The 20,900-nt window shown below is 63.1% G+C and carries 22 protein-coding genes; 9 read left to right on the forward strand and 13 right to left on the reverse strand.

Going from position 1 to position 20,900, the window contains the following annotated elements; translation table 11 throughout:
* Positions 1-54: 54 nt before the first annotated feature.
* Both J7392_RS07145 and J7392_RS07150 read right to left on the reverse strand, forming a co-directional pair.
* Positions 55-1,581: a PAS-domain containing protein gene (locus J7392_RS07145; RefSeq protein ID WP_209216921.1), complete on the reverse strand. Its 1,527-nt coding sequence runs from the start codon at positions 1,579-1,581 to the stop codon at positions 55-57.
* Positions 1,582-1,666: 85 nt separating this feature from the next.
* Entirely contained in the window at positions 1,667-3,058 is a 1,392-nt protein-coding gene (locus tag J7392_RS07150) for a sensor histidine kinase RegB (protein WP_209216922.1), read from the reverse strand.
* Between the two features lie 99 nt (positions 3,059-3,157).
* Here J7392_RS07150 and J7392_RS07155 point away from each other — a divergent pair, with 99 nt between their 5' ends.
* On the forward strand, positions 3,158-3,772 hold the full coding sequence (locus J7392_RS07155) for an SCO family protein (RefSeq protein WP_209216923.1): 615 nt from the start codon (positions 3,158-3,160) through the stop codon (positions 3,770-3,772).
* Between the two features lie 46 nt (positions 3,773-3,818).
* Positions 3,819-4,373, forward strand: coding sequence for an ActR/PrrA/RegA family redox response regulator transcription factor (locus tag J7392_RS07160; protein WP_067268317.1), 555 nt, complete (start codon positions 3,819-3,821; stop codon positions 4,371-4,373).
* Here J7392_RS07160 and J7392_RS07165 read toward each other — a convergent pair.
* Both J7392_RS07165 and J7392_RS07170 read right to left on the reverse strand, forming a co-directional pair.
* On the reverse strand, positions 4,370-4,849 hold the full coding sequence (locus J7392_RS07165) for a GNAT family N-acetyltransferase (RefSeq protein ID WP_209216924.1): 480 nt from the start codon (positions 4,847-4,849) through the stop codon (positions 4,370-4,372). The two genes, J7392_RS07160 and J7392_RS07165, sit on opposite strands and share 4 nt — an antisense overlap.
* The gene (locus J7392_RS07170; protein ID WP_209216925.1) at positions 4,846-5,442 is read right to left on the reverse strand and encodes an HD family hydrolase; all 597 of its coding nucleotides are present in this window, start codon (positions 5,440-5,442) and stop codon (positions 4,846-4,848) included. Before J7392_RS07170 ends, J7392_RS07165 begins: the two co-directional genes overlap by 4 nt.
* A gap of 75 nt (positions 5,443-5,517) precedes the next feature.
* On the opposite strand from J7392_RS07170, the gene J7392_RS07175 reads away from it, so the two are divergent.
* From J7392_RS07175 to J7392_RS07190, 4 genes are all read left to right on the forward strand, one after another.
* Positions 5,518-5,820 carry an S-adenosyl-L-homocysteine hydrolase gene (locus J7392_RS07175; protein ID WP_247744479.1) on the forward strand — a complete coding sequence of 101 codons (303 nt, stop codon included), beginning with the start codon at positions 5,518-5,520 and terminating at the stop codon, positions 5,818-5,820.
* Between the two features lie 84 nt (positions 5,821-5,904).
* Positions 5,905-7,296, forward strand: a complete 1,392-nt coding sequence (gene ahcY, locus J7392_RS07180; RefSeq protein WP_209216926.1) for an adenosylhomocysteinase — start codon at positions 5,905-5,907, stop codon at positions 7,294-7,296.
* A gap of 206 nt (positions 7,297-7,502) precedes the next feature.
* The gene (locus J7392_RS07185; protein ID WP_209216927.1) at positions 7,503-8,414 is read left to right on the forward strand and encodes a PRC-barrel domain-containing protein; all 912 of its coding nucleotides are present in this window, start codon (positions 7,503-7,505) and stop codon (positions 8,412-8,414) included.
* 172 nt (positions 8,415-8,586) lie between these two features.
* Positions 8,587-8,928 carry a DUF2853 family protein gene (locus J7392_RS07190; RefSeq protein ID WP_209216928.1) on the forward strand — a complete coding sequence of 114 codons (342 nt, stop codon included), beginning with the start codon at positions 8,587-8,589 and terminating at the stop codon, positions 8,926-8,928.
* A 251-nt stretch (positions 8,929-9,179) separates the two neighbouring features.
* Here J7392_RS07190 and J7392_RS07195 read toward each other — a convergent pair whose 3' ends face one another.
* Genes J7392_RS07195 through tsaD form a run of 4 tightly spaced genes read right to left on the reverse strand, consistent with a single transcriptional unit; the run spans position 9,180 to position 11,926 of the window.
* Positions 9,180-9,599, reverse strand: a complete 420-nt coding sequence (locus J7392_RS07195; RefSeq protein ID WP_209216929.1) for an EVE domain-containing protein — start codon at positions 9,597-9,599, stop codon at positions 9,180-9,182.
* Positions 9,599-9,871, reverse strand: a complete 273-nt coding sequence (locus tag J7392_RS07200; RefSeq protein WP_067268301.1) for a YciI family protein — start codon at positions 9,869-9,871, stop codon at positions 9,599-9,601. Before J7392_RS07200 ends, J7392_RS07195 begins: the two co-directional genes overlap by 1 nt.
* Before the next feature lies 1 nt (position 9,872).
* Positions 9,873-10,826, reverse strand: coding sequence for an NAD(P)H-dependent glycerol-3-phosphate dehydrogenase (locus J7392_RS07205; RefSeq protein WP_209216930.1), 954 nt, complete (start codon positions 10,824-10,826; stop codon positions 9,873-9,875).
* A complete protein-coding gene (gene tsaD / locus J7392_RS07210; protein ID WP_209216931.1) occupies positions 10,823-11,926 on the reverse strand; it encodes a tRNA (adenosine(37)-N6)-threonylcarbamoyltransferase complex transferase subunit TsaD in 1,104 nt (367 codons plus the stop codon). Before tsaD ends, J7392_RS07205 begins: the two co-directional genes overlap by 4 nt.
* A 75-nt stretch (positions 11,927-12,001) precedes the next feature.
* On the opposite strand from tsaD, the gene J7392_RS07215 reads away from it, so the two are divergent.
* The 3 genes from J7392_RS07215 (at position 12,002) to J7392_RS07225 (ending at position 15,868) form a co-directional block, all read left to right on the forward strand.
* Positions 12,002-12,700: a uroporphyrinogen-III synthase gene (locus J7392_RS07215; protein WP_209216932.1), complete on the forward strand. Its 699-nt coding sequence runs from the start codon at positions 12,002-12,004 to the stop codon at positions 12,698-12,700.
* A gap of 71 nt (positions 12,701-12,771) precedes the next feature.
* Positions 12,772-14,352, forward strand: coding sequence for a hypothetical protein (locus tag J7392_RS24190; protein WP_247744480.1), 1,581 nt, complete (start codon positions 12,772-12,774; stop codon positions 14,350-14,352).
* Positions 14,353-14,362: 10 nt separating this feature from the next.
* Entirely contained in the window at positions 14,363-15,868 is a 1,506-nt protein-coding gene (locus J7392_RS07225) for a heme biosynthesis HemY N-terminal domain-containing protein (RefSeq protein ID WP_209216933.1), read from the forward strand.
* Here the strand turns inward: J7392_RS07225 and J7392_RS07230 are convergent.
* From J7392_RS07230 to J7392_RS07250, 5 genes are all read right to left on the reverse strand, one after another.
* The gene (locus J7392_RS07230) at positions 15,858-16,307 is read right to left on the reverse strand and encodes a GNAT family N-acetyltransferase (protein WP_067268284.1); all 450 of its coding nucleotides are present in this window, start codon (positions 16,305-16,307) and stop codon (positions 15,858-15,860) included. The genes J7392_RS07225 and J7392_RS07230 overlap by 11 nt on opposite strands.
* Positions 16,308-16,351: 44 nt before the next feature.
* Positions 16,352-17,197 carry a carboxylating nicotinate-nucleotide diphosphorylase gene (nadC, locus tag J7392_RS07235; RefSeq protein WP_209216934.1) on the reverse strand — a complete coding sequence of 282 codons (846 nt, stop codon included), beginning with the start codon at positions 17,195-17,197 and terminating at the stop codon, positions 16,352-16,354.
* Positions 17,198-17,199: 2 nt separating this feature from the next.
* The gene (locus J7392_RS07240; protein ID WP_209216935.1) at positions 17,200-18,756 is read right to left on the reverse strand and encodes an L-aspartate oxidase; all 1,557 of its coding nucleotides are present in this window, start codon (positions 18,754-18,756) and stop codon (positions 17,200-17,202) included.
* Positions 18,757-18,767: 11 nt separating this feature from the next.
* Positions 18,768-19,820 (reverse strand): quinolinate synthase NadA, encoded by a 1,053-nt coding sequence (gene nadA, locus J7392_RS07245; protein ID WP_067268281.1) that lies wholly within the window; start codon positions 19,818-19,820, stop codon positions 18,768-18,770.
* Positions 19,821-19,955: 135 nt separating this feature from the next.
* Positions 19,956-20,828 carry a MurR/RpiR family transcriptional regulator gene (locus J7392_RS07250; protein WP_067268280.1) on the reverse strand — a complete coding sequence of 291 codons (873 nt, stop codon included), beginning with the start codon at positions 20,826-20,828 and terminating at the stop codon, positions 19,956-19,958.
* Positions 20,829-20,900: the final 72 nt, after the last annotated feature.

Genomic DNA, 20,900 nt, shown 5'->3' on the forward strand with positions numbered 1-20,900 from the left:
CCCATGCTTAGCGTCCCGACGCGCAGCCGCAAGATTAAAGCGGCTGGGAGCGACCTAGTTGGAGGGTTGCCGCCGGTCGCCCGCCGAAGGGGCGTTGGAAGGCTCCGACCGGCCCGCGCCGACGGGGATCGGGCGAAAGCGTATGAGCGTGGCACCGGATGCGATGGCCGAGACCTCGCAAGAAAGCGGCGCGCCCTGATGCGGGTAGATGGGCATGTTCCAGCCCGCGCGGTCGCCCCTGCCCATGACGAATTCCACAACATCGGGCCAGAGCGGATTGGCCGCCGACATTTCCTGCCAGACCCGGATCGTATCGTTGACGGTGATTTCGGCAAAGCTTTTGTCCGGGTCTTGTTTCCACCGGTCGCGATAGGCGGCGTTGCAGAAGGTCAGCACGCCGGAGGGGGAGAAGACGGCGAAACCATCTTCGAGCGTGTCGAGCAGGCTTTGGCTCTGTTCAAGTTCGGCCCGGAAATTGCGGGTTAGGGTCACCTCGGCGGTGATGTCTTCGATCAGAAAAGCGGTGGCGCCATCGGGGTGGGGCCGGCCCCGGATGCTGTAGGTCTGGCCGTTCTCCAGCGACCAAGTCTCTTGATAGCGGCCATCGGTTGCGGCGGCGATAACTTCGGCGATTTCGTGACGCCAATTCTTGTAATTCTTCGGCTCCGGCATGCGGCGGCTTTCGCGCAATTGGTCAAAGAAAGAGACCATCGTAGGCCGGGCGCTGAGAAAGGGGGCAGGCAGATCGGTCAGGTCGACCAGCGCGGGGTTGAACAGGGCCAATTGCCCGTTGCGGTCAAAAATCGCGAGCCCGATGGACAAATGCGCAAAGGTTTTGGCGAGGGTTTGGACAAAGTTGCGCTGCGCCTCTTCGGCGGCGACCACGGCGTTGATGCAGGTGGCGTGGTAGACCTGCACATTATCCTCGGTCGTGGTGGTGAGCGCGTACCAATCGGGCTTTTCCCCATCGCTACGCCGCAAGCAGACGCGGTTGGGATGGTCGGGCGAGGGGGTGCTGAACAAGGCGGCGCCGCCACAGTCCGGGTCAGGTTGGGCCTTGCGCTTCAGGGCCCCATAGGCCCGGTTGTGCCAGATGATCCGCCCGCCCGCGTCGGTCTGCCACACGGGGTTCGGGCTGGTTTCGCTGGCGCGGCGCAGGGCGGCGAGTTTCTGAAACGTCTCTTCCGTGATCTCTTCGGTCGCGCGGGTTTGGGGCAGGTGCAGCCAGCAGAGCGCGTCGCGCCAAGTGATGCGCAGCTCCGACGGGCTGTCGCCATCCTCTGCCCTGAGGGTCAGCTTGCCGTTGGCCCCATGCCGGGGCGTGCGGGGGAATTCGGGAAACCGTGACAGCAGCGCATCGCGAATATCCTCCCACTGGTGGTAGCCGGGGGCGAGGGCAAAGCGGGTCAGCGCATTGTCGGAGCCATGAACCAACTGCCCCTCTTCGAACAGCAGGCTCATGTCGTCGATGCCGGGGGGTGCCGCCGCCGGTCGCCCCGCAGGCGAGCCGAGCCACCAAAGAGCGGCCAGCGCGGTGACGGAGGCGGCGGCAAGCACGATGATGACATCCGGCAATGCCATGACGGAGACCCCTTTCGGCAAATGCGACGCCCTATTTTGAGCCCCAGTGGTTAACGGTGGGTTAACAAACGCGCCAATCCCGCCGTCAGGCCGTCAGACGCTGGTTCTCGCCCATCACGCTGTCATCGGGGCCAAGGTCCAGCAGGCGGCGTGGCCAGACGACTTCGACCACAGCGCCGCTGCCAGCAGGGGGCAGCCCGCGCAGCCAACCGCTGTCGGACCCATTGGCAAAGCGCAACCGCGCGCCCGAGCGTTCGAGGAAGGTTTTGGCGATGAACAGCCCCAGCCCCATGCCCTCATATTCAGGCCGCGCCGTCTCGTTCGATGCACCTCCTCGGCGGCGCAAAAACGGGTCGCCGATCCGGCCCAGATGCTGCGGCGGGAAGCCCGGCCCGTTGTCGATGATCCGCACCGAGATATCCTCGGCGGACCATTCGGTTTCGATCCAAACCGTGGTTTCGGCAAAATCCACGGCGTTCTGCACCAGATTGCGCAGCCCGTGGATGATCTCGGGCTTGCGCGGGATCGTCGGGGCGCGGGCCGGGTCTCGGGCCATCGGGTTGTCGGAAAACATCACCGTCTTGCCGCGCTCCAGATGCGGCTCGGCGGCCTCTTTCACCACGGCGGTCAGCTGCGCGCGCTGCATGTGCAGATCGTCTTTCCCGATGCGGCCCATGTCGCGCAGGATATCCCGGCAGCGGTCCGCCTGATCACGGATCAGCGCGGCATCTTCGGCCAGATCGGGGCGGTCTTCCAGATCGCCCAGCAGCTCGGTGCTGGCCAGTTTGATCGTGGCAAGCGGCGTTCCCAATTCATGGGCGGCGGCGGCAACGACGCCGCTGAGGTCCGAGAGTTTCTGCTCTCGTGCCAGCACCATTTGCGTGGCCGAGAGCGCGTCGGCCATGGAGTGGACTTCGGTCGTGACGCGCCGCGAATAGGCACTGGTAAAGACGATGGCGATCAGCAGCGCCGCCCAATGGCCAAAGACGAAGATGCCGGGCTGGCGCAGCACATCGCCCGATTGCGTCACCAACGGCAGATGCCACAGCGCCAGCACCGAGGCCGCGATAATCGCGGTGCCGCCCAGAACCAGTGTCGAGCGCAGGCTGAGCGCGGTGGCCGAGATCGTCACCGGGGCCAGCAGCAGAAGTGCAAAGGGATTGTGTAGCCCGCCGGTCAGCGCCAAAAGCGCGGTCAGTTGCAGCAGGTCGAAGAGCACCATGGCGAGGTTCTCGCGCTCCGACAGGCGTTTGTTCTGCGGAAAGACGAAGGCCGCGACAAGGTTGCCCACCACTGAGGCCCCGATCGTCAGGTAACATAGGCCAAAGGCCAGCTGCAGCCCAAGCGCCCATTGCGCCACGGTGACGGCGGTCAACTGTCCGGCGATGGCGAACCAGCGCAGCAGGATCATCGTGCGCAGGCGGATCCAACTGGCGCGGGTGCGCCCATCGAGGGGCCGGATATTTGCCTGCGTCATCTTAGCCCCATCACTTTATTGCGTCTTGCATCACCTGCCATCTAGCGTAGGTCTGCGGCGAAACACGATCAAGACCGGCCAGCACGGCGGAGGACTGACATGAAACGAATGATTGCATTTGGCGCAGCTGGGGTTGCGGCGGTATTTCTGGCCGGGACGGCTTTCATGGTGCTGCGGGGCGAGGACGATCCCTATGCCACTTGCCGGTCGAGCCAAGTGGCGGGCGGCGATATCGGCGGGCCGTTCGAACTGGTCAACAGCGCGGGCGAGACCGTGACCGATGCCGATGTCATCACCGAGCCTGCCCTGCTTTATTTCGGCTATACCTCCTGCCCCGATGTCTGCCCGCTGGACGTGGACCGCAACGCGGCGGCGACCGAAATTCTGGATGAGCGCGGCCAGAGCATCACGCCGGTCTTCATCACCGTTGACCCTGCGCGCGACACGCCCGAAGTGGTCGGTGATTTTGCCGAGGTGATGCACCCGCGCATGGTCGGGCTGACCGGCTCGCCCGAGCAGGTCAAAGCCGCCAGCCAAGCGTACCGCACCTATTACAAGGTTCACCCCGAAGATGAGAATGGCGAATACCTCGTCGATCACTCGACCTTCAGCTATCTGGTCATGCCCGAAGAAGGCGTTGTCGACTTTTTCCGCCGCGAAGTACGCCCCGAAGAGATGGCCGACAGCATCGGTTGTTTTCTGGATCAACGCTGAAATTGACCCGCCGCCTTGGCCGCCCCATATTAGCCTTTGAGAGGGGATGTTGATGCAGGATATTTCTGACTTAGGCGCGGACCGCAGCTTGCTTTTGGTCGATGACGATGAGCCGTTTCTGCGCCGCTTGGCCAAGGCGATGGAGAAACGCGGTTTTGAGGTGGAAACCGCAGGTTCGGTCGCGGCGGGCAAAGCCATCGCCACCGCGCGCCCCCCGGCCTTTGCCGTGGTCGATCTGCGGCTTCAGGATGGCAATGGGCTCGACGTGGTCGAAGTGCTGCGCGACAAACGCGCCGATGCGCGGGTCGTCGTGCTGACGGGCTATGGTGCGATTGCCACGGCAGTGGCGGCGGTGAAATCCGGGGCCACGGATTACCTTTCGAAACCCGCCGACGCCAATGACATTGTGAATGCGCTTTTGGCCACCGGAGGGGATCTGCCCGAACCGCCGGAAAACCCGATGAGCGCGGATCGCGTGCGGTGGGAGCATATCCAGCGGGTCTATGAACTCTGTGATCGCAACGTCTCGGAAACCGCGCGGCGGCTGAACATGCACCGGCGGACCTTGCAGCGCATCTTGGCAAAACGCTCGCCGCGCTAAAGCTCGAACCGTTTCCAGATTTTATCAACGCGGGTGCCATCGGCCAATGTGCAGTTTGGCAGCCGTCTGAAATCCTCGAACCCGCGGCTTTGGTAATAGGCCAACCCGCCTAGATTGTCGGCGCGGATGATCGCGTGGATATGGGCATAGCCTAGATCACGCGCGGCAGTCTTCGTCTGCTCGAACAGCGCCGAGCCGATGCCGAACCCTGTCTCGCCCACCCGCACGAAGGTCGCGACATCCACACCGCCTTCGGGCAGGTCTGGATGGGGCTCTATGTACTGAAAGCCTTTGATCTCTCCCCGCCCGTCTTCGGCCAGATGCCATGCGCTGTCGGGCGCGGCCATCCAACCTTGCAACTCGCGCGGGGTGACGGGAGTGACCATGGCGGTGGTGCCGCCCTTGGCGATGATCGCGTTCAGCAAGTCGGCCAAGGCGCGGGTATCAAGCGCCCCGGCACGGCGGACATGGATCACGCCATCTCGCGCAGCAGCGCCTCATGGCGTTGGGTAAACTCGGCCCGTACCTCGACCGGTGGGCGCAGCAGGATGCTCAGCCCCTCCATCAGCGCCGCGTCGGGGCGGCCAAAAAAGCGCGTCGCCTCGGTTTCGGAAAAGCCTGCGATCTGGCTGGCCTCCATCCAAGCACTTATGCGATCCGCCTTTTTGATCTGTTGCTTGACGCGCGCCGGCAAGCTGGCAGGCAGGCCAAACCGAACATGCACGGCAGTGGTCAGCCGGTCATCCAAGGCGCGATAGTCCGGCCCCACGGCAGCCTTCACGGGCGAGATCATGTCCCCGATCACATATTCCGGCGCATCATGCAGCAGCGCGGCCAAGCGCCATTTCGCAGGCGCACGGGGGGCGATCCGGGCAAATATCGTTTCCACCAATAGCGAATGTTCGGCCACCGAATAGGCATAGTCGCCCCGCGTCTGACCGTTCCACCGCGCGACAAAGGCCAAGCCATGGGCGATGTCTTCGATCTCGACATCGACCGGGGTGGGGTCGAGCAGATCAAGCCGTCGACCTGACAGCATCCTTTGCCATGCACGTAGTTTCTGCGCCATCCGCCGGAGTCCTTACCTCGTGATCCTTGGGAACAAATCCCTGTCAAACCTGTTCATCCCACGAAGGAGATAATCATGAAACCCGTTTTTTCCGGTACGATAGTTGCAGTTACCTTGGCCACCCTCGCCGGTGCTGCACAGGCAGAAGAAGTCTGCATGCCCGCCAAGGAAATGAAGTCTGCCCTGATTGATTGGTACGGCGAAGAGCCGGTGCCGGATCAGCGTGAGGACAACAGCCAGCTTTGGGCATCGGATCAGTCGGGGACATGGACCTTGGTCAAGACTTTGGCCGATGGCAATGCCTGCGTGCTGGCCCAAGGCGACGATTGGATGGCGGGTCTTTCGGGCGATAAGCAACTGGCCGCTCTTCTGGACTGACCCGGCGCGGCTTTCCCCCATTCACGTTGAGAATTCGCGGCGAAGGTGCTAACCGCCCTGCAACACTTCAAACAGGAGCGCCGCATGGCCCACGACTATATTGTTAAGGATATCAATCTGGCGGCCTACGGGCGCAAAGAGCTGGACATCGCCGAGACCGAGATGCCGGGCCTGATGGCGCTGCGCGATGAATACGGTGATAGCAAGCCGCTGAAAGGCGCGCGGATCGTCGGCTCTTTGCATATGACCATCCAGACCGCCGTTCTGATCGAAACGCTGGTCGCCCTTGGCGCCGATGTGCGTTGGGCGTCTTGCAACATCTTCTCGACCCAAGACCACGCGGCGGCGGCCATCGCCGAAGCGGGCGTGCCGGTCTTCGCCATCAAAGGCCAGTCGTTGGTTGAGCATTGGGATTACCTCGATAAATCCTTCATGTTCGCCGAAGGGCCGAACCTGATCCTCGACGATGGCGGCGATGCGACGCTCTATATCCTTCTCGGCGCGCGCGTGGAAAATGGCGAAGACGAGCTGATCGCCGTGCCGAAGTCCGAGGAAGAAGAGGCGATTTTCGCTCAGATCAAAAAGCGTATGGCCGAAAGCCCCGGCTGGTTCACCAAGATGCGCGAGCAGATCAAAGGCGTTTCCGAAGAGACCACCACCGGCGTGCACCGTCTCTATGATCTGGTGAAACAGGGCCAACTGCCCTTCCCCGCGATCAATGTGAACGACTCTGTCACCAAGTCGAAGTTCGACAACAAATACGGCTGTAAAGAGAGCCTCGTCGACGGTATCCGCCGCGCCACCGACACGATGATGGCCGGTAAGGTCGCTGTTGTGATGGGCTATGGCGATGTGGGCAAAGGCTCTGCCGCAAGCTTGCGCGGTGCGGGTGCCCGTGTGAAGGTGACCGAGGTCGACCCGATCTGCGCGCTGCAAGCCGCGATGGACGGTTTCGAAGTCGTGCTGCTGGAAGATGTGGTTGGCACCGCCGATATCTTCATCACCACCACTGGCAACAAAGACGTGATCCGCATCGAGCATATGCGCGAGATGAAAGACATGGCGATTGTTGGCAACATCGGCCATTTCGACAATGAAATCCAAGTTGCCGCGCTGAAGAACCACAAGTGGACCAACATCAAAGAACAGGTGGACATGATCGAGATGCCGAACGGCAATCGTCTGATCCTGCTCTCCGAAGGCCGTCTGCTGAACCTCGGCAATGCCACCGGGCACCCGTCCTTCGTGATGTCTGCTTCCTTTACCAACCAAGTGCTGGCGCAGATCGAACTGTGGGAAAACACCGACAAATACGAGAATGACGTCTACATCCTGCCCAAGCATCTGGATGAAAAAGTTGCCCGTCTGCACCTCGACCGGATCGGCGTAAAACTGTCGAAGCTGAACCCGGAGCAGGCTGCCTATATCGGCGTGACGCCCGAGGGGCCGTTCAAGCCCGAGCATTACCGCTACTAAGCCGCGAAGAGTTCCCTCTTTCAGCACGTTTCAGCGCCGTCCCGGAGATCACCGGGGCGGCGTTTTTCTATCAAGCGACTACGATATATAGGAAAATCGGATCAATCGGCGGATTCAAGCACATATCTGCCAGCGGCGGAGGACGGACGGAACATAGTCATTCGGGCGGTGTTTCATCCCCAGACCATTCAAAAGGAGTATCGAAAATGAAACGTACATTCCTGAAGTCCACCGTCGCCGCCCTTGCACTGACTGCAGGCACCGCGTTCGCACAAACCGCCGACACCGAAGCCGGTGCCGCGGCAGAAGCCGAAGCCTCAGTTTCGAGCGAAAGCGTTACCAACACCGCCAACGATCTGACCGCCACTGTTGAAAAACAGGCCGAGCAGACCGCCGAAATGTCGCGCGAGAATTCCGACGACTATGAGGGGACGAACGACCCCAACACCGCCGACGAAATCTTGACCGCCCCGACAGAGAGCGCCGAGTTCGAAGGTGACACCGAAGTCGACAACGAAGCAGAGTTGACCGCCGAAACCGATGGCGTGACGCCCAGCACCGATGCCGAAGCGGATCTGGCTGGAAACGCCGATTCAGAGTCGAATTCGACCCTCAGCACCGACACCAGCGGCACCGTCACCACCGAGACTGACACCGATCTGGCAGCCGACGAAGATGCCGATTTCGACAATGAAACCACCGCCGAGATCGAAGGCGAAGCCGAAACCGATCTGGATGAGAATGTCGCTTCCAACACCGAAGCGGACATGGAAACAGACGTGACACGCACCGACACCGGCATGAGCAACGCATTCTCCGGCATGGTCGTGGGTGATCTGGTCGGCCTGACCGTGGTCGAAGCCGATGGCGAGAGCATTGGTGATGTCGACTATGTCATCAAGACCGACGATGGCTATGCCGCCGTTGTTGGCGTGGGCGGCTTCCTCGGCCTTGGCGAACACACCGTCGCCGTACCGCTTGAGGAAATCTCCATGGCAGCCGAGAACGACCTGAAGCTGAGCTCCTGGACCAAAGCCGAGCTGGAAGCCCAGCCGGAAGTCGATGAAGGCAACATCGAAGGGCTGGAAGACGACGTCCGCCTTGACGACGCCTCCTAAGCGACAGCCAATATCCTGACTGAGAGGCGCCCAATTCGGGCGCCTCTTTTTCTGGCCGCTCCGGGGTCAGCCCACCGCCCCCGAAATAAATCTTTTGCAATACAGGGATATGGCCTTAGGCTCCGGTCTCAGGAACCCCTGACGGGCCGAAGACACTATTGGGAGAGATTTTATGGGCAAGCGTGACGAATGGATCGCCAAATACGCCGAAGACCTGAAGAACAAATGCGGCATGGAGCCGGATATGGACCTTTTGACCAAGGTGACCATCGGCTGCGGTCCGTCGATCTATAACGCCGACGCGCAGACGGTGTCTTCCAGCGATACGGCTGAGTTGAACACCGTAAAGGACAACTTCCTGATCAAGAAACTCGGCCTGCCGGATGATGAGCATCTCATGGGCGGCATTCAAAAAGTGATCGAGACCTATGGCCGGTCCGAACGGAACAAGTACCGCGCGGTGGTCTATTACATGCTGGTCAAACACTTCGGCAAAGAGTCTGTCTACGCCTGAAGGGCGGCGGGAAACCCTACTAAAACCTTACCTCAGACGCGCGCTTGGTTAAGCGCGCGTTTCGTTTTTGCGCGGGCTTTGACACAGTCGAAAGTTGAGTAAATCACCGGTTTCCGCTATCTCTCTTATATCGGCCAGAGCGGCTGGTAATAGGTACGAACATGTGTGGTGGTTATGGGAGCACATGGGGTGAGAAGGGTTCTGGCGGGGTGCCGGAACCCTTTTTCGTTTTTCCGATGGCCGCGCCGGTATTAGGGCGCGGTCTTGCCCAAGGCGCAGATAAGCTGCCATTCCGCTTCGGTCACGGGCTGCACGGATAGGCGCGAATTCTTCACCAGAACCATGTCCTCCAGCCTTGGGTCCGCTTTGATCGTATCCAAACTGACCGGCTGGTTGAACGACCGCACCGCTTTGATGTCCACACATTCCCAACGCGGGTCATCGGTGCTGCTGTCGGGGTGAGCCTCGGCGCAGACTTCGACGATGCCGACAATCTCACGGTCTTTCTGCGAGTGGTAAAAGAACCCGAGGTCGCCAACCTTCATCTCACGCATGAAATTGCGCGCTTGATAGTTCCGCACGCCGTCCCATTCCTCGCCCGCGTCGCCCTTGGCCTTTTGGTCGGCCCAGCTCCAAGTTGCGGGTTCGGATTTGAACAACCAATAGGCCATCAGCCGATCACCCGGTTCCAATGGGTCAGGGTCACGCTTTGGAACAAGCCGGCCTTGGCATAGGGGTCATTCGCGGCCCAATCCTCGGCCGCGGCCATATCAGGCACGTCCAGAATGATGAGCGAACCGATCATGCCGCCTTCGGCATCCAAAAGCGGGCCAGCCTGCGCCACGGCATCGCTGGATTTCAGATAGGCCAGATGGTCGGGCCGGTTTTCCTGACGGATCGGCAGGCCATCGGCTTTGTCATGGGCGATCAGGGCAACAAACATATCATTCTTCCTTTAGGGGGCGGGTCAGCAAAGATTTCATGGCACCAGCCACATCTAACTGGTTGTCGAGCAATCCGGCAACCGCGCGGGTGATCGGCATATCAAGCGCCGCTTCGCGCGCCAGCGCATCGACGGCGCGGGCGGTCGCGGCCCCTTCGACCGTGGTCGACGGGTCAAAAGGGGTGCCTTGGCCCAGGGATTGCCCCAAACGGTAGTTGCGCGATTGCTCGGAGGTGCAGGTCAGCGTGAGATCACCAAAGCCCGAAAGCCCGGCCAGCGTTGTCGGCTCGGCCTTCAGATGGGCGGCGAGGCGCTGCATTTCGGCATAGCCGCGGGTCATCAGCGCGGCGCGGGCGCTTTCGCCCAATCCGGCCCCTATCGCGGCCCCGCTGGCGATGGCGACGACATTCTTCAGCGCCCCGCCCAATTCCGCGCCGGTGGTATCCGTGGTGCGGTAAAGCCGCAGGTTCGCCGTGGTGAGTTCCGCTTGCAGCTGTTCGCCCGCCGCAGGGTCTGCACAGGCCAAGGTTAGCGCGGTGGGCAGGCCCCGTGCGATATCGGCGGCAAAGCTCGGCCCCGTCAGGATCGCGGCGGTGGCTTCGGGAATGGTTTCTTCGATCACGCTGACCGGCCCCACGCCGCTGCTGAGTTCGATGCCTTTGCAGCAGGCGACCAAATGTTTCCCGTGAAGCGCCGCGCGATGTTCCTTTAACACGCTGCGCAGCTTTTGCATCGGCACGGCCAGCAGAAGGGTCCCGGCCTCAGCCGCTTGGGCGAGGCTTTCGGTCACGCTGAGCCTATCGGGGAAAGGGCAGCCGGGCAGGCGTTTGGCGTTCTCGCGCCGCGCGGCCATGTCCCCCGCGTCACGCGCCCAGAGTGTTACCGGCCCTTTGCCCGCAAGCGAAATGGCCAGCGCCGTGCCGAACGCCCCTGCGCCGAGGACGGAAACGCTCATGCCTTGGCCCCCTTCTTGCCACTGCCCAGCATCGACGGGCGCGCCGTGTCCAGCGGCCAGCGGGGCCGCGCGGCAAGGGTTAGGTCATCGGCATCCCGCAGGGCGGCCTGCTCTCCCGCCGCGAAGGCGATCATCGCGGCGTTGTCAGTGCAAAGCGCCAAGGGCGGCGCCACAAAGGTGGCCTCTTGCGCTGCCGCAACAGTCTCTAACGCGGCGCGGATGGACTTGTTTGCCGCCACGCCCCCCGCCACGCAAAGGCTCCGCGCGCCCTGTGCCGGGTACTCTGCAAAGGCGCGGCGCGTTTTATGGGCGAGCACATCAACCACGGCGGCTTGGAACCCAGCCGCGAGGTCTGCTTGATCCTGTCGCGTCAGCCCGCCACGCTCTGCCACGCATTTGTCGCGGGCGCGCAGCACGGCGGTTTTCAAACCCGAGAAGGACATGTCGCAGCCCTCGCGATCCAGCAGGGGGCGCGGCAGGGCAAAGCGTTTCGCATCGCCCTCTTGAGCGCATTTTTCGATCGACGGTCCGCCCGGCTGGGGCAGGCCCAACAGCCGCGCGACCTTGTCAAATGCCTCCCCCGGGGCATCGTCGATCGTACCGCCGAGACGGTCGAAACTTTCCGGCCCGCGCACCAGTAGAAACTGACAATGTCCGCCCGAGACCAGAAGCATCAGATAGGGATAGGGCACATCATCGGTCAGCCGCGGGGTCAACGCGTGACCTGCGAGGTGGTTCACCCCGTAAAGCGGTTTGCCCGTCGCCGCCGAAAGCCCCTTGGCGCACATCACGCCCGACACCACGCCGCCGATCAGCCCCGGCCCGGCGGTCACCGCGATGGCGTCAATCTGCGGCAGGCCGATCCCAGCTTCGGCCAAGGCATCCTCGACACAGTGGTCCAATTTCTCGGCATGGGCGCGGGCGGCGATTTCGGGAACAACACCGCCAAAGTCGGCGTGCAGCTCGGTCTGGCCCGCCACGACCGAGGCCAGCACCCTGCCGCGCCCGTCCTCCTCCATGCGCACCACGGCGGCGGCGGTATCGTCGCAACTGCTTTCCAAACCAAGGATCAAGCGGGTCTGAGACTGGGTAGAGGGCATGGGGGCTTTCCGTTGCAAGGCACCTGTACCGCAGGTAACACCGCTCTCACGCGCAAACAATGCCGGAGCCTTGCGATGCCGCAGCCAAGATTGCTTCTGACACGACCCCAGCCCGGTGCCGCGCAGTTTCTGGATCGGCTCTCGCCTGCGCTGCGCGACGGGGCCGTGATCTCTCCGCTGATCGAGATTACCGCGACGGGTGAGCCTGTCGATCTTTCGCCCTATGCCGGGGTGATCTTTACCTCGGCCAATGCCGTGGCCCATGCGCCTCTGGGGGAGGGGCGGCCTGCCTATTGTGTCGGCCCGCAGACCACGGCGGCGGCGGGCAAAGCGGGCTGGCAGGCGCAGATGGTCGGGCTGGATGCCGAGGCGCTGATCGCGACCCTGTCGGAACGCCCTCGGATCGGCCCGCTCTTGCACCTTGCCGGGCGGCACCGGCGGGCAGATATTGCCGGAATTTTAAGCGCCGCAGGTCTGAAAGTGGAAACCGCCACGGTCTATGACCAGACCCTTCTGCCGCTCTCAACCGCCGCGCAGACCCTTCTAAAGGGCCCTAACCCTGTCATCGTGCCGCTGTTTTCCCCGCGCAGCGCACAGCATTTCGCCCGCGAAGCTCGCTCGACGGAACGGGTCATCGCCCTGTCGATCAGCCGCGCCGCCGCTCTGGCGCTTGAAGCTCTGCCGCTCTATGCGCATGATGTCGCCGCAGAACCCACCGGCGAGGCCATGGCAGAGGCCGTTGAAAAACTATTCCGCTGCACCACCTTGCCTTGAGGGGCATAGGTATGCCGGGTAAGCTCGCCATTGCGAGTGAATGACAGGTTCAGAATCGAAAGGCGTGAGGCGTGGCAAAACCCAAGAAGACGGTCAGCAAAAGCGAAGCGGACAAGACCACAGCCGATCAGACGCCTCCCGCGGCGGATAAGGCGACCACGGCAGAGAAGGCCGAGGCCGCGAAACCCAGCCAGACCGATGGTAAGGGGGCGGAGACGGCAAAACCCGATGCGCCGAAAACCGAGGATGCCAAGCCCGACGCGGCGAAAACCGAAACGGTCAAGGCCGACCTGTCGAAGACATCCAGCACCACGCCCACAACGGATAAAGCAACGGCGAAGCCCGCCGCAGCGGCCAAGCCGGACGACAAAGCCCCGGCCAAGTCCGAAAGCACTACACCGGCTAAAGACAAGCCCGAGAGTGCCACACCGGCGAAAGAGACGAAGCCCCAGACGGCTTCGCCCAAGGACGATCCCAAGACAAGCGCCACCAGCGCTGCACCCAAGGACAAACCGGCACCCAAAGACAAACCGGCCGCTGATCCCGCGCCCTCACGCGCCTCGGCGGCCGCGTCTAAGCCGAGCGGTAGCTCATCCAAACCCGCGCCGGAAAAGGCCGAAAAGCCAAGCGCTGCCACGTCCAAACCGACGTCCCCACCTGCATCGACCCCGGCCCCTGAGCCTGCCCCGAAAGAGCGCAAGCGCAGCGTGTTCTTCCCCATGCTGCTCGGCGGTGCCATCGCTGCGGGCCTCGGCTTTGCCGCATCGGAATATGACGTCTTGGGCACCCGCGCACAAAGCGCGGCGGAATTACAGAGTGCGATGGAAGCGCAGCAGGCCCGCATCGCAGAACTGGAAGCCCGCGTCGAAGCGCCTGCCACCCTGCCGGAAAGCCTGCCGCAGGTCGATGCGCTGCGCGAGGAACTGACCGGCAGCCGCGAGGCCCTCTCGGCGCTGCAAAGCCAATTGGCCGAGATCGACAGCCGCCTCACCACGGTTGAAAAGCAGCCCGCCACCGGCGGTGACAATCAAGTCGCGGTCGCGGCTTTTGAGCGTGAGATGGAAGCCCTGCGTGCCTCTGTCGCCGAACAGCGCAGCGAGATCGAGAGCCTGCTGGAAAACGCACAAACCGCTGAAGAGGCTACCGCCGCCGCCGCGGAAGCGGCCCGTGCCCAGACCGCGATGACCCAGATGAACGCTGCAATCAGCGCCGGTCGCCCCTTCGAAGCGCCGCTGGCCGAGTTGCAGCAGGCCGGGGTCGAGGACATACCCGAAACCCTGCGTGAAAGCGCCGCCGGCGGTGTTGTCACCCTCGCCAATCTCCAAGCGCGCTACCCCGATGCCGCGCGGCAGGCGCTGGCCACCGCCCGTGCCGCCGTGCCGGAAGAGGGTGAAGGCGGCTTTGGCAACTTCCTGAAACGCCAGCTCGGGGCCCGCTCGGTCGCGCCGCGCGAAGGGACGGATGCCGATGCTGTCCTGTCTCGCGCCGAAGCGGCGGTGCGCGATGGCCGTTTGACCGATGCGCTGGCCGAGATCGACACGCTGCCGGCCCCCGCGCAGGATGCGATGGCGGAATGGCTCGCCGATGCCCGCGCGCGTCAGGCGGCTGAAACCGCCGCCAATGAACTCTCCCAACGCCTGACGGCCAACTGAGGAACGAAAAATGCTCTGGTCTCTTATTAAAATCGTTCTTTTCGTCGTGCTGGTCGCCGCTCTGGCTTGGGGCGCAGGCTTTCTGTTGGAAAGCGAAGGTGGCATTCAACTGACCGTGGCGGGCACGGAATATACCCTCGGGCCGCTGCAATCGGTGATCGCCGTTTTGCTGCTGATGCTGGCGGTCTGGGTGCTGCTCAAGATCGTGTCGCTGCTCTCGGCGGTCTGGCATTTCCTGAATGGCGATGAGACGGCGCTGTCGCGCTACTTTGACCGCAACCGTGAGCGTAAGGGCTATGAAGCACTGTCGGACGGGTTGATGGCGCTGGCCAGCGGCGAGGGTCAGGTCGCGATGGCCAAGGCGGCCAAGGCCGACCGCTATCTCAAACGCCCGGCACTGACCAACCTGCTGACCGCGCAGGCGGCGGAGCTGGCGGGGGACCGTCGCAAGGCCGAACGGACCTATCGCAAGCTGGTCGAAGACGAAAAGACCCGTTTCGTCGGTGTGCGCGGCATCATGAAGCAGAAGCTGGCTGACGGAGATACCGAAACGGCGCTGAAACTGGCCGAGAAAGCCTTCGCGCTGAAGCCCAAACATGAGGAAACCGGCGACACCCTGCTGAAGTTGCAGGCCGAGAAACATGATTGGACCGGTGCGCGTGGCACTCTGCAGGCCAAGTATAAAAACGGCCATCTGCCGCGCGATGTGCACAAACGCCGCGACGCGGTTCTGGCGCTCTCCGAGGCGCGCGAGGTCATCGACGAGGGCAACAGTGTCGAAGCCCGCGAGGCCGCGATTGAAGCGAACCGCCTGTCGCCTGATCTGGTGCCCGCCGCCGTGATGGCCGCGCGCAGCTATATCGCGCAGGACAAGCCGCGCAATGCTTCCAAAGTGCTGCAAAAAGCGTGGAGCGTGCAACCGCACCCCGATCTTGCCGCCGCCTTTGCCGAGATTCAGCCGGATGAGACACCGCCCCAGCGGATCAAACGGTTCCGCGCGCTGACCAAATCTCAGCCAGACCATCCCGAGACCAAGATGCTTCTGGCCGAATTGCACATCGCCAACGAAGACTTCCCCGAAGCGCGCCGTGCGCTTGGGAATCTGGTCGAGACCGATCCCTCGGCCCGGTCCGTCACCCTGATGGCGGCGATCGAGCGGGGCGAGGGCGCGCCGGACACCGTGGTCAAAGGCTGGCTGACACGCGCACTGAACGTCTCACGCGGGCCGCAGTGGATTTGCGAGAACTGCCACCACATCCATGCCGAATGGGTGCCGATCTGCGAAAACTGCAAGAGCTTCGACACGCTGGAATGGAAGACGCCGCCGCTGTCGGAGGTGGCCATGCCGAGCGGTGTTCAGATGCTGCCGCTGATCGTGGGCGCGCCGGAAACGACCCCGACGGAAGGGGCGCTGAGCACGCGGACGGAGGATATCGAAGAAGCGGAACTGGTGACCGAACCGGAGAAGCCGACCGAGCCCGAGACGCCCAAGAAAGCGCCGGACCCTACAGCTTGATGTCGTAGGTGACCCAGTTGGTCCGGGTGGCCAGCCTGTCATAAACACCACGGCCGCGGTAGTTATCCTCGGCCGTGATCCAGCGGACGAGGCTCCAACCGCGTTTCTGGGCGATCTTCTTCACCTCTCCGATCAGCGCATCGGCAGCCCCACTGCCGCGGGCTTCAGGGGCCACGAAAAGATCGTCGAGGAAACAGCCCGTCGCCGCAGCAAGCGGGCGGGCGAAATGCCGGAAATGGGTCAGTCCGATCACCCGCCCTTCGGCATCTTCGCAGACCAGTCCTTCGACCTCGGTCAGCGGGTCATGCAGCCAAGACCAGACCCGCGCACGCATCTCCGGGGTCTGCTCGACTTTGTAGAATTCGGCATAGCCTTGATAAAGCCGCTCCCAATCGGCGCGGTCATGGTCTCTCACGGTTCGGATGGTAAGGTCGGACATGGCGGGCTCCCTTCGCTGGCTGCGCGATCTTTGCCCCAGTTGGTTCAGAAATCCAGCCCAAGGTCCAGCGTTGTCGCAGAATGTGTCAGCGCGCCCATAGAGATATAGTGCACCCCCGTTGCCGCGACCTCGGCAATGCGCGGCAGGGTCATGTTGCCCGAGGCCTCCAGCACGATGCGCCCCTGTGCCATGTCGACCGCCTGCGTGAGCGTCGGCGTGTCCATATTATCCAACAGAACCACATCCGCGCCGCCTTCGTCCAAGACCTCTTGAAGCTGCGCCAGCGTGTCGACCTCGATCTCGACTCGGATCATATGCGAGGCATTGGCCTTCACCGCCTGCAACACGGGCCGGATGCCCCCGGCGGCAGCGATGTGGTTGTCCTTGATCAGGATCGCGTCGGAGAGGGAGAAACGGTGGTTGAAGCCACCGCCATGCAGCACCGCCTGTTTCTCGACCATGCGCAGCCCCGGCGTGGTCTTGCGGGTGCAGGTGATCCGGGTCTCGGTCCCCTTCGTCTCGGCCACGCAGGCCGCTGTCAGGGTGGCGATGCCCGAGAGCCGCCCGGCAAAGTTCAGCGCCACACGTTCCGCCGAGAGGATCGCGGCGGCGGAGCCTTCGATCTCCATCAGCGTGTCGCCTTTGGCGATTTTGCTACCGTCCTCTTTCAGCGTGCGCACCTCAAGCGTCGGGTCGACAAGGTGGAAGGCCAGCCGCGCGATTTGCATGCCAGAAACGACCCCCTCGACGCGGGCGCGCAGCCGGGCGGTATAGGTCGTGCCCTCGGGGATCACGCTGCGGGTCGTGACGTCGCCATAGGTGCCGAGGTCTTCCATCAAGGCGGCACGGACCAACGGCTCAAGGATCAGGTCGGGCAGGGCGGTGGTCATCTTCAGGCGTCCTCGGGGTTGGAGCGGCGGGCGGTGGCCTCGGCCAATGTCATGAAACTGCGGGCGGCTTCGGGGAGCGTTTCGGGATAGTCCGTGCGGCAATGCGCGCCTCGGCTTTCGCGGCGGGCGAGGGCGGCGGCGGCGATCAGCGTCGCGGTGGCGGTCATGTTTTGCAACTGGGCGCAATCGGGTTGCGCCGCTTCAATCTCGGCGATGGCCGTTAAGGCGCGGTGCAAGCCTGCCGCATCCCGCAGCACGCCGACCTCTGCGGTCATGGTTTGGCGCAGGCGGGTGACGAGGGTCTCGTTCGGTGTCTCACCAGCAGGCAAATCCGGCAGCTGTACGGCGTCATCTTCGCCCGCTCCGCATTCCTCAATCATGTCCTGCGCCGCCCGGCGGGCAAAGACCAGCGCTTCGAGCAGCCCGTTTGATGCCAGACGGTTCGCGCCGTGCAGCCCGGTTGAAGACGCCTCTCCGCAGACCCAGAGCCCGGCGAGGCTAGAGCGGCCATGCGCATCCGTCGCGACGCCGCCCATATGGTAGTGCGCCGCGGCGGCGACGGGGATCGGTTGGATCACAGGGGCGATGCCGTTACGCGCACAGGCGGCTGCGACGGCGGGGTAGTCGGTCAGCACCGCCACGCCCAAGGCCGCGCGGGTGTCCAGCATGGGGCGCAGCCCCTCTTGGGTCTGGGCAAAGATGGCGCGGGCCACGACATCGCGCGGGGCAAGCTCGGCAAGGGGGTGAACCGCCTCCATAAAACGCGCGCCTTCGCGGTTGATCAGATGCGCCCCGGCCCCGCGCAGCGCTTCGGTCGCCAGGGGGGCGGGGTCTTCGCCGCAGTCGATGGCGGTGGGGTGAAACTGCACGAATTCCGCATCGGCGATGAGCGCGCCCGCCCGGGCGGCCATGCCGATCACCTGCCCGCGAATGCGGGCCGGGTTGGTGGTCAGCGCATAAAGCCCGCCAGACCCGCCGCCCGCCAGCAAGACCCCCGCGCCGCGCAGCATCACGGGGGCGGAGCCTTTGGGCCGTGCCAGTTCGATCTCGACCCCGGTGACCTTGGTACCGTCACTTTCCAAACCGCGGGCCAGCACCCCTTCGAGCACTTGGATCGACGGTGTTTCGCGCACCTTTTCGATCAGGGCGCGCATGATCTCGGCCCCCGCTTGATCGCCCTGCACGCGCACGACGCGGGCAAAGCTATGTGCGGCCTCGCGCGACATGACATAGCCGCCATCGGCGCTGCGGTCGAAGGCGGTGCCGAAATCGGTCAGGGCGAGGATATGGGTCCGGGCCTCATCCGTTACGGTGGCGGCGACGCGCGGCTCAACCGTGCCCGCCCCGGCTTTGATGGTGTCGAGCGCATGGGCCTCGGGGCTGTCGGCCTGCGCCATCGCGGCGGCCACGCCGCCCTGCGCCCAAGCGGAACTGGCCCCTGACCCCAAAGGATCGGGCGAGATCAGCAAAACCGGACGCGGCGAAAGACAAAGCGCGGCATAGAGCGCGCCCAGACCGGCCCCAACGATAATGATCCTGCCGGTTGTGATCTGCTCCACGCCCGCGCCCTTCAGAGGCCGAGTTCGCGGGAGAGGTCGATCATCCGTTGCACGGCCACCCGCGCCTTGCTGGCAACCTCGGCCTCTACTTCGACGGCGCCGGACATCGTGTGCAGCGACCAGAGCACCTTTTCCAGCGTGATCTTCTTCATGTAGGGGCACATGTTGCAAGGGCCGACGAAATCGACCTCGGGCAATTCGTCGGCGATGTTCGACGCCATGGAGCATTCGGTGACCAGCATCGCCTTGGCCGGTTTTTCGCGGTGCACATAGTCAAGGATCCCGCTGGTCGAGCCGGAGAAATCCGCCTCCGCCACCACGTCGGGCGGGCATTCGGGATGCGCGATGATGCGGGTGTCGGGGTTCCACTCGCGGTAGTCGGCGATGTCTTTCGCGGTATAGCGTTCGTGCACGATGCACGCGCCGTCCCACCAGACGATGCGCTTTTGCGGCACCTGTTTGGCGATGTTCTGCGCGAGGTATTTGTCCGGCGTCATGATGATCGTCTCGGCCTCAAGCGCAGCCACGATCTGCGCCGCGTTCGACGAGGTGCAGCAGATGTCCGACGCCGCCTTCACCTCAGCCGTAGTGTTGACGTAAGTGACAACCGGCGCGCCGGGGTACTGCGCGCGCATCTGTGCCACGCCCTCGGCGGTGATGCTTTCGGCCAGCGAGCAACCCGCTTCCATGTCGGGGATCAGCACGGTTTTCGCGGGGTTCAGGATTTTCGAGGTCTCGGCCATGAAATGCACGCCGCATTGAACGATGACATCGGCCTCAACCTCGGTCGCCTTGATGGCGAGTTGCAGGCTGTCGCCGACGAAATCCGCGATGCCATGGTAGATGTCGGGCGTCATGTAGTTATGCGCGAGGATGACCGCGTTGCGCTCTTTCTTGAGCTTGTTGATCGCGGCGACATAGGGCGCATGAATGGCCCAATCGGGGGGCGAGACGACACGGTCCATCTTGGCGTAGATATCGGCCATTTCAGCCGCCAGCGCTGGCGATGGCGCGAGGTCATAATGGCGCTCAAGCTCGCTGGGCGAAAAGATTTCATCACGCATGGTCGGTCCCCCTCCGGCCTTGGCGCGTGTCACGGCACCGCGCTGGACACCACACCCGGCGTGCTGGCCATAGACGACTGGCGGGGTTTGGGCAAGCCAATACCCTTTATGACAAGGCGTTGCTTGCTGGGGGCGTTAGGTGAATTTGCGGAACAAACGGGTCTGGTCGAACATGTCCTCCAGCCGTTCGGCCCGGTCCTTCGTATCGGCCCAGTTGATGTCCTGCATGGCCGAGATCACGCTTTCTACCAGTAGCAGCGTGGCCGCCGCGCTGTCCCAAGCTGAGGGCGCGACGATCCGGCTGGAGAAACAGATATCGGCAAGGCTATGCACCGGAGAGCGCCATTGATCGGTGAAGAGGATGATCTTGGCCCCCCGTGCATGGGCCATCTCCGCCAGTTTCAGCGTGTTGTTCTCATAGCGGCGCACGTCGAAAATGACGAAGACATCGCCTTCGCCCACGTCCAATAGGTAATGCGGCCAAGCGTTTGATGTAGATTGGATATGTGTCACCCGGGGGCGGATGATCTGGGCGTGGAGGAACAGATATTCGGCCATCACATGGGTAATGCGCCCGCCCACGATATAGAGCGGATGCGCAGTATCGGCGATCATGGCACAGGCGCGGTCGAAGGTGGCAGGCTCGATCTGGCCCAACGTGTGGCGGATGTTGTCAATCACCGCGTCGGTGAACCGGTTCAACACATGGCCCGAGGGCGCGCCTTCGGTCCAGTTGTCATGTTTGGCGATGGGGTTCTTGGCCTTGGCCTTGAGCTCTTCGCGCAGCTCGTTCTGAAACTCGGGATAGCCCTTGAAGCCCAGCTTTTGCACCATCCGCGCCACGGTAGGGGTCGAGACATTGGCATCCTTCGCCAGCGCCGTCAGCGGGCCGAGGCCGGAGGCGGGGTAGTTTTCCAGAATCGAATGGGCAAGTTGCCGTTCCGCACGGGTCAGCCGGTCCAACTCTTGCTGTATACGGTCGGAAATGGTCAGCGTCGGTTCAGCCATGGATGCCCCTCTTTTGACGAGTAATAACACAAACTGAACGGCGTTGTAATAAATTTGACATTATTCTGTTGA

Source organism: Sulfitobacter sp. R18_1 (genome assembly GCF_017743915.1).
GTDB lineage: Bacteria > Pseudomonadota > Alphaproteobacteria > Rhodobacterales > Rhodobacteraceae > Sulfitobacter > Sulfitobacter faviae.

Bases quoted from the DNA above. Each gene is read 5' to 3' on its own strand.
- J7392_RS07155 (WP_209216923.1), top strand. From the start codon at position 3,158: ATGAAACGAATGATTGCATTTGGCGCAGCTGGGGTTGCGGCGGTATTT.
- J7392_RS07200 (WP_067268301.1), bottom strand. From the start codon at position 9,871: ATGTTTGTTGCCCTGATCGCCCATGACAAAGCCGATGGCCTGCCGATC.
- tsaD (WP_209216931.1), bottom strand. From the start codon at position 11,926: ATGCCCTCTACCCAGTCTCAGACCCGCTTGATCCTTGGTTTGGAAAGC.
- J7392_RS07170 (WP_209216925.1), bottom strand. From the start codon at position 5,442: ATGGCGCAGAAACTACGTGCATGGCAAAGGATGCTGTCAGGTCGACGG.
- J7392_RS07150 (WP_209216922.1), bottom strand. From the start codon at position 3,058: ATGACGCAGGCAAATATCCGGCCCCTCGATGGGCGCACCCGCGCCAGT.
- J7392_RS07215 (WP_209216932.1), top strand. From the start codon at position 12,002: ATGCCGCAGCCAAGATTGCTTCTGACACGACCCCAGCCCGGTGCCGCG.
- J7392_RS07230 (WP_067268284.1), bottom strand. From the start codon at position 16,307: ATGTCCGACCTTACCATCCGAACCGTGAGAGACCATGACCGCGCCGAT.
- J7392_RS07250 (WP_067268280.1), bottom strand. From the start codon at position 20,828: ATGGCTGAACCGACGCTGACCATTTCCGACCGTATACAGCAAGAGTTG.
- J7392_RS07195 (WP_209216929.1), bottom strand. From the start codon at position 9,599: ATGGCCTATTGGTTGTTCAAATCCGAACCCGCAACTTGGAGCTGGGCC.
- nadA (WP_067268281.1), bottom strand. From the start codon at position 19,820: ATGCGTGATGAAATCTTTTCGCCCAGCGAGCTTGAGCGCCATTATGAC.
- ahcY (WP_209216926.1), top strand. From the start codon at position 5,905: ATGGCCCACGACTATATTGTTAAGGATATCAATCTGGCGGCCTACGGG.
- J7392_RS07205 (WP_209216930.1), bottom strand. From the start codon at position 10,826: ATGAGCGTTTCCGTCCTCGGCGCAGGGGCGTTCGGCACGGCGCTGGCC.
- J7392_RS07160 (WP_067268317.1), top strand. From the start codon at position 3,819: ATGTTGATGCAGGATATTTCTGACTTAGGCGCGGACCGCAGCTTGCTT.
- J7392_RS07185 (WP_209216927.1), top strand. From the start codon at position 7,503: ATGAAACGTACATTCCTGAAGTCCACCGTCGCCGCCCTTGCACTGACT.
- J7392_RS07175 (WP_247744479.1), top strand. From the start codon at position 5,518: ATGAAACCCGTTTTTTCCGGTACGATAGTTGCAGTTACCTTGGCCACC.
- J7392_RS07225 (WP_209216933.1), top strand. From the start codon at position 14,363: ATGCTCTGGTCTCTTATTAAAATCGTTCTTTTCGTCGTGCTGGTCGCC.
- J7392_RS07145 (WP_209216921.1), bottom strand. From the start codon at position 1,581: ATGGCATTGCCGGATGTCATCATCGTGCTTGCCGCCGCCTCCGTCACC.
- nadC (WP_209216934.1), bottom strand. From the start codon at position 17,197: ATGACCACCGCCCTGCCCGACCTGATCCTTGAGCCGTTGGTCCGTGCC.
- J7392_RS07190 (WP_209216928.1), top strand. From the start codon at position 8,587: ATGGGCAAGCGTGACGAATGGATCGCCAAATACGCCGAAGACCTGAAG.